The sequence below is a fragment of the Streptomyces sp. NPDC097981 genome, assembly GCF_040302565.1.
GTDB lineage: Bacteria > Actinomycetota > Actinomycetes > Streptomycetales > Streptomycetaceae > Streptomyces.
Genome location: NZ_JBEORW010000048.1, coordinates 59,334 through 65,862 on the forward strand (window position 1 = coordinate 59,334; position 6,529 = coordinate 65,862).

6 protein-coding genes are annotated in these 6,529 nt (G+C 70.8%); 5 read left to right on the forward strand and 1 reads right to left on the reverse strand.

What is annotated here, in order from left to right; all coding sequences use genetic code 11:
- Window positions 1-40 precede the first annotated feature (40 nt).
- The 4 genes from ABTY04_RS33550 (at window position 41) to ABTY04_RS33565 (ending at window position 5,087) form a co-directional block, all read left to right on the forward strand.
- Window positions 41-1,078 carry an agmatine deiminase family protein gene (locus ABTY04_RS33550; protein WP_352217214.1) on the forward strand — a complete coding sequence of 346 codons (1,038 nt, stop codon included), beginning with the start codon at window positions 41-43 and terminating at the stop codon, window positions 1,076-1,078.
- A gap of 29 nt (window positions 1,079-1,107) precedes the next feature.
- Complete coding sequence (locus tag ABTY04_RS33555) at window positions 1,108-1,716, forward strand: TetR/AcrR family transcriptional regulator (protein WP_053790989.1); 609 nt, start codon at window positions 1,108-1,110, stop codon at window positions 1,714-1,716.
- A 296-nt stretch (window positions 1,717-2,012) separates the two neighbouring features.
- Entirely contained in the window at window positions 2,013-3,644 is a 1,632-nt protein-coding gene (gene cimA / locus ABTY04_RS33560; protein WP_352217215.1) for a citramalate synthase, read from the forward strand.
- A 99-nt stretch (window positions 3,645-3,743) separates the two neighbouring features.
- Window positions 3,744-5,087 carry a hypothetical protein gene (locus ABTY04_RS33565; RefSeq protein WP_352217216.1) on the forward strand — a complete coding sequence of 448 codons (1,344 nt, stop codon included), beginning with the start codon at window positions 3,744-3,746 and terminating at the stop codon, window positions 5,085-5,087.
- Window positions 5,088-5,118: 31 nt separating this feature from the next.
- On the opposite strand, the gene ABTY04_RS33570 is transcribed toward ABTY04_RS33565, so the two are convergent.
- A complete protein-coding gene (locus tag ABTY04_RS33570; protein WP_352217217.1) occupies window positions 5,119-5,730 on the reverse strand; it encodes a YceI family protein in 612 nt (203 codons plus the stop codon).
- Between the two features lie 254 nt (window positions 5,731-5,984).
- On the opposite strand from ABTY04_RS33570, the gene ABTY04_RS33575 reads away from it, so the two are divergent.
- A partial coding sequence (locus ABTY04_RS33575) for a carboxyl transferase domain-containing protein (protein WP_352217218.1) occupies window positions 5,985-6,529 on the forward strand: 545 nt, incomplete at its 3' end.

The window sequence follows — 6,529 nt, forward strand, 5'->3', positions numbered from 1 at the left end:
GCACAGTCTGCACGTCAGCACAGCCCCTAAGGACCCCGCCATGACGACCAAGCCCGCTGCCGACGGATTCCGGATGCCCGCCGAGTGGATGCCCCACGAGCGCACCTGGATGGCCTGGCCCAGCCCCAACCCGACCTTCACCAACGAGCAGGAGCTCGCCGAGGCCCGCGCGGCCTGGGGCGCCGTCGCCCGCGCGGTGCGCACGTACGAGCCAGTGACCCTCGTCGTGTCGCCCGGTGACGCGGAGAGCGCCCGCGCCGTCGTCGGCGACGACGTGCAGCTGGTGGAACGCGAGCTCGACGACGCCTGGATGCGCGACATCGGCCCGACATTCGTCATCGACGAGGCCGGCGTGCTGGCCGCCGTGGACTGGACCTTCAACGGCTGGGGCGCCCAGGAGTGGGCCCGCTGGGAGCACGACTCCAAGATCGCCCGGCACGTCTCGGACCTCGTCGGCACCCGTACGTACAGCACCCCGCTGGTCAACGAAGGCGGCGCCATCCACGTCGACGGCGAAGGCACCGTGCTCCTCACCGACACCGTGCAGCTGGGCGCCGGGCGCAACCCCGACTGGACCCGCCAGCAGGTCGAGGAGGAGATCCACGCCCACCTCGGCACCACCAAGGCGATCTGGCTGCCGTACGGCCTGGCCGGCGACTACGGCACCTACGGCACGCAGGGCCACGTGGACATCGTGGCCGCCTTCGCCCGCCCCGGCGTGGTGATGGTCCACACCCAGCCCGACCCGGCCCACCCGGACCACGAGCGCTGCAGGACCATCGCCGCCATCCTGCGCGCGTCCACCGACGCGCAGGGCCGCCGGCTGGAGGTCGTGGAGATCCCGGCGCCGACCGTGCTGGAGGAGGACGGGGAGTGGGTGGACTACTCGTACATCAACCACTACCTGTGCAACGGCGGCGTGGTGCTGTGCTCGTTCGACGACCCGCGCGACGAGGAGGCCGCCGAGATCTTCCGCGGCCTGTTCCCCGACAGGACCGTGACCCTGGTTGACGCACGTACGATTTTCGCCGGGGGTGGCGGAATCCACTGCATCACCCAGCAGCAGCCGAAGGTCTGACCCGAGGCGGATCGACGAAGGAGTGGCCCATGGCGGCGGGTGGAGTGCGCGCGGTGCGGAAGAACGCGCCGCCGCGCGAGGACGTACTCGTCGCCGCCATGGCCACGATCGCCGAGCGCGGCCTGGAGGGACTGACCATGGCCGGGCTCGGCCGCCAGGTCGGAATGAGCAGCGGCCACCTCCTCTACTACTTCGGCAGCAAGGACGAGCTCCTGCTGCAGACGCTGGAGTGGAGCGAGGCGGCCCTCGGCGCGAAGCGGCGGGCCCTGCTGTCCCGCCGCGGCCCGGCCCGCGAGCGCCTGCAGGCGTACGTGGACCTCTACGTGCCCGAGGAGGCCCGGGATCCGCACTGGACCCTGTGGCTGGAGGTCTGGAACCGCTCGCAGAACGCCGGCCCGCAGGAACGCGAACGCCAAGCCGCCATCGAGGGTGCCTGGCACCGCGACCTGGTGGCCCTGCTCGCCGAGGGCATCTCGCGCGGGGAGTTCCGGCCCGTGGACCCCGACCGCTTCGGCGCCCGGCTGCGGGCCCTGCTCGACGGGTTCAGCATCCAGGTCGCCGTCGGCCTGCCCGGTATAGGGCGGGCGGACATCCTGGCCCACGTCTCGGAATTCCTTGACGAGGCTCTCGTATCGTGAGACGCGCCGCACTTGCGGTGAGACGGTGTGGCAGACTGCGGACGTGCCTGCTCAGCTCATGATTATGGACAGCAGCGCGCCGGTCCGCAGTGGCCGCTGAACCGTGGAAGACCTTCGCGGAAGCGGCCATCGTGCCTCAGACCCGCGCGCAGACCTCTCGCACCCGCGAGAGGTCTTTTCGTTTCCCGGCTCCATTCCTGCCGGGACCGGAGGGCGCGCGATGATTGGGGGCAGTGGCGGCGGCCTGCCCTGGGGCGGGCGTCCGGAACCACTCATCCGACAGGAGTCAGATCAGCATGACGACGACAGAGGCGACAGTGCCGGCGCAAGACCCCGCCGACGACACGGACAGCTTCCACGTCTTCGACACCACCCTGCGCGACGGCGCCCAGCGTGAGGGCATCAACCTCACCGTCGCCGACAAGCTGACGATCGCCCGGCACCTGGACGACTTCGGAGTGGGCTTCATCGAGGGCGGCTGGCCGGGTGCCAACCCCCGCGACACCGAGTTCTTCGCCCGCGCCCGAGCCGAGATCGACTTCAAGCACGCCCAGCTGGTCGCCTTCGGCGCGACCCGGCGGGCGGGCGGCACGGCCGCCGAGGACCCGCAGGTGCGGGCCCTGCTCGAATCGGGCGCCCCGGTGATCACCCTGGTCGCCAAGTCCCACGACCGGCACGTCGAGCTCGCCCTGCGCACCACGCTGGACGAGAACCTGGAGATGGTCCGCGACACGGTCTCCCACCTGGTTGCCCAGGGCCGCCGTGTCTTCGTCGACTGCGAACACTTCTTCGACGGGTACCGGGCCAACGCCGAGTACGCCAAGTCGGTCGTGCGCACCGCCCACGAGGCCGGCGCCGACGTCGTCATCCTCTGCGACACCAACGGCGGCATGCTGCCGGCCCAGGTGACCGCGGTGGTCTCGACCGTGCTGGCCGACACCGGTGCGCGCCTCGGCATCCACGCCCAGGACGACACCGGCTGCGCCGTCGCCAACACGCTGGCCGCCGTCGACGCGGGCGCCACGCACGTGCAGTGCACCGCGAACGGCTACGGCGAACGCGTCGGCAACGCCAACCTCTTCCCGGTCGTCGCCGCGCTGGAGATCAAGTACGGGCGCCGGGTGCTGCCCGTCGGCGCGCTCGCCGAGATGACCCGCATCTCGCACGCCATCGCCGAGGTCGTGAACCTGACGCCGTCCACGCACCAGCCGTACGTCGGCGTCTCCGCCTTCGCGCACAAGGCGGGCCTGCACGCCTCGGCCATCAAGGTCGACCCGGACCTGTACCAGCACATCGACCCCGAACGGGTCGGCAACACCATGCGGATGCTCGTCTCCGACATGGCCGGCCGCGCCTCCATCGAGCTCAAGGGCAAGGAGCTCGGCGTCGACCTCGGCGGGGACCGCGCGCTGGTCTCCCGCGTCGTCGAGCGGGTCAAGGAGCGGGAGCTCTCGGGCTACACGTACGAGGCCGCCGACGCCTCCTTCGAGCTGCTGCTGCGCGCCGAGGTCGAGGGCCGGGCCCGCAAGTACTTCCGTACGGAGTCCTGGCGGGCGATCGTCGAGGACCGCCCGGACGGGACCCACGCCAACGAGGCCACGGTGAAGCTGTGGGCCAAGGGCGAGCGGATCGTCGCCACGGCGGAGGGCAACGGCCCGGTCAACGCCCTGGACCGGGCCCTGCGGGTCGCCCTCGAACGCTTCTACCCGCAGCTGGCGAAGTTCGAGCTGATCGACTACAAGGTCCGCATCCTGGAGGGCAAGCACGGCACGGAGTCCACGACCCGCGTCCTGATCTCCACCACGGACGGCATCCGCGAGTGGTCCACGGTGGGCGTCGCGCAGAACGTGATCGCCGCGTCCTGGCAGGCCCTGGAGGACGCCTTCACGTACGGCCTCCTCCACGCGGGCGTCGAACCCGCCGAGTAGGCCTCCCGCCCGCTCACCCACCCCCCATCCGCGACGAGGGGGGTGGGAGCTTATGTCCTGCTCACACAGGAAAGTAGCGGTTCCGGTAGCGTCGGAGACATGAGGACCCGGCTGATATCCGTACGTTTTGGATCGTTGCTGTCCGGTCTGTTGCTGGCCCTGTCGGCGACCGCCCTCGTGGCCGCCCCGCAGGCATCGGCGGCCACCGGACCCGCTGCCGTGGCGGAGGCCCTCAAGGAGGGCCCGGTCTACGTCGACCCCCGCGCCGAGGCGCAGCTGCCGAAGGCCCAGGCGGACGCGCTCGCGAAGAAGATCAAGGACGCAGGGAAGCCGGTGTTCGTCGCCGTGCTGCCGGCCACCCCGGAGTTCCCGGCCGACAGCGTGCTGCGTACGGTCCGGGCCGAGACCGGGATCACCGGCCTCTACGCGATCCGGCTCGGCGACGGCTTCAACGCGGGCGCCGACCGGGCGGTCATGCCCGCCAACGCAGTCCGCAACCTGACCGACGCCGTGAAGGCCGGCGGGCCCGTGGACGCGGGCACCGAGCTGGGCAACTTCGTGGACCAGGCCCTGGCGCAGGCCAAGGGCAGGGCCCCGGCCTCCTGGGGCGACTCCGGCAGTGCCGGCAGGGTCCCGGTCGGCGGGCTGATCACGCTCGGCGTGGTGGCCGCCATCGGCGGCGGCGGTGCGTACGCCCTGGTGCGCCGGGGCCGCAAGAAGAAGGAAGAAGAGGAGCGCGAGGCCGTCGAGAAGCTGCGCGTGGTCGTGGACGAGGACATCACGGCCTTCGGCGAGGAGCTCGACCGGCTGGACTTCCACCCCGGTGAGTCCGGCGCGGACGACGCGATGCGCGGGGACTACGGACAGGCCCTCGACTCGTACGAGAAGGCGAAGGACATCATGGCCTCGGTCCGGCACCCCGAAGAGGTCAGAGGAGTCACCCAGGCCCTGGAGGACGGCCGGTTCGCACTGGCCAGTCTGGATGCTCGCCGTCAGGGCAGGCCGCTGCCCGAGCGCCGTTCGCCCTGCTTCTTCGACCCGCGGCACGGGCCGAGCACGCAGGACGCCGACTGGGCGCCGGCCGGCGGGTCCGTGCGTACCGTCCCCGTGTGCGCGGCGGACGCCGTCCGCCTGCGCGAGGGCAAGGACCCGATGGTCCGTACGGTGGACACCGAGTACGGGCCGCGCCCGTACTACGACGCGGGCCCGGCGTACGGCCCCTGGGCGGGCGGATACTTCGGCGGCGGCATGCTGCCCGGTCTGCTCGTGGGCACGATGCTCGGTTCGATGATGTCGGGACCCGCCTACGCCTCCGACATGGGCGGCTACGACGGCGGGGACTACTCCGGCGCCGACTTCGACTCCTCCGACTTCGGGGGAGGGGACTTCGGCGGCGGCGGTGGGTTCGACGGCGGCGGATTCGACGGCGGGGGCGGTTTCTAGGCCGCCCCCGGACCCGGCGGCGTCAGGCGCTTCAGGCCTGCTTGACGGCCGAGATGTCGAAGGTCAGCTTCACCTTGTCACTGACCATGACGCCGCCGGCCTCCAATGCGGCGTTCCACGTCAGGCCCCACTCGGAGCGCAGGATCTCGGCAGAGCCCTCGAAGCCGACGCGCTCGTTGCCGTAGACGTCCGTGGCCGAGCCGTTGAACTCCAGGTCGATGGAGAGCGGGCGGGTGACGTCCTTGATCGTCAGCTCGCCGGTGATGCGGTACCTGTCGCCGCCGAGCTGGGCCGCCTCGGTGGAGCGGAAGCTCATCAGCGGGAAGGCCTCGGCGTCGAAGAAGTCGCCGCCGCGCAGGTGGCCGTCGCGGTCGGCGATGCCCGTGTCCACGGAGGCGACCTTCACCTCGATGGAGGCGGCGGAGCGGGCCGGGTCGGCGCCGTCCAGTCGCAGGCTGCCGGTGTAGTCGGTGAAGCTGCCGCGGACGTTGGTCACCATCGCGTGGCGGACGGTGAAGCCGATGCTGCTGTGGGCGGCGTCGACGACGTAGTCGCCGGTGAGGGCGGCGAGGGCCGGGTCCACGTCGATCGTGGCGACGGCGCTGGTCGCGGTGGACTGGCTGCGGCGGGTGAAGAGACCCATGATCTGCTCCTTGGGGTGTCCTGCTCGGGTTGGTTGAACTTTCAACGAGAATGACGCTAGACCCATTCCGTTCAAATTTCAACATCTAGGCGAGGTGTCGCACTGTTTTGTCGAACCCGGACAAAGGAGGGTGGCCCCGCCTGGTGGTGTCCCCGCATCACGTGACGGTTCTGTCTGGGCCGGACAGCGGAACACACCCGAGACTGTGTGGAACCAACGGAGGTTTTTCGTCGAGCGCTCCGTAAGGTCGATACATGACCGTTGTGGACCAGACCCCGAGCGAGCCGACGGACGCCCGCGGGCGCGTGGCCGAGCTGCACTCCCTGCGTGAGCAGGCGCGGCGTGGACCGAGTGACCGGGCGACCGAGGCGCAGCACGCCAAGGGCAAGCTGACCGCACGCGAGCGCATCGCGCTGCTGCTCGACGAGGGTTCCTTCAAGGAGGTCGAGCAGCTGCGCCGCCACCGGGCGACCGGCTTCGGCCTCGAAAGCAAGAAGCCCTACACGGACGGTGTGATCACCGGGTGGGGCACGGTCGAGGGCCGTACGGTCTTCGTCTACGCGCACGACTTCCGGATCTTCGGCGGTGCGCTGGGCGAGGCCCACGCCACGAAGATCCACAAGATCATGGACATGGCCATCGCGGCCGGTGCCCCGCTGGTCTCCCTGAACGACGGTGCGGGTGCCCGTATCCAGGAGGGCGTGTCCGCGCTCGCCGGCTACGGCGGCATCTTCCAGCGCAACACCAGGGCCTCGGGTGTCATCCCGCAGATCTCGGTGATGCTGGGCCCGTGTGCCGG

Excerpts from the sequence above, each read along its gene's own strand:
- ABTY04_RS33555 (WP_053790989.1), top strand. The coding sequence starts at position 1,108 with ATGGCGGCGGGTGGAGTGCGCGCGGTGCGGAAGAACGCGCCGCCGCGC.
- ABTY04_RS33565 (WP_352217216.1), top strand. The coding sequence starts at position 3,744 with ATGAGGACCCGGCTGATATCCGTACGTTTTGGATCGTTGCTGTCCGGT.
- ABTY04_RS33570 (WP_352217217.1), bottom strand. The coding sequence starts at position 5,730 with ATGGGTCTCTTCACCCGCCGCAGCCAGTCCACCGCGACCAGCGCCGTC.
- ABTY04_RS33550 (WP_352217214.1), top strand. The coding sequence starts at position 41 with ATGACGACCAAGCCCGCTGCCGACGGATTCCGGATGCCCGCCGAGTGG.
- cimA (WP_352217215.1), top strand. The coding sequence starts at position 2,013 with ATGACGACGACAGAGGCGACAGTGCCGGCGCAAGACCCCGCCGACGAC.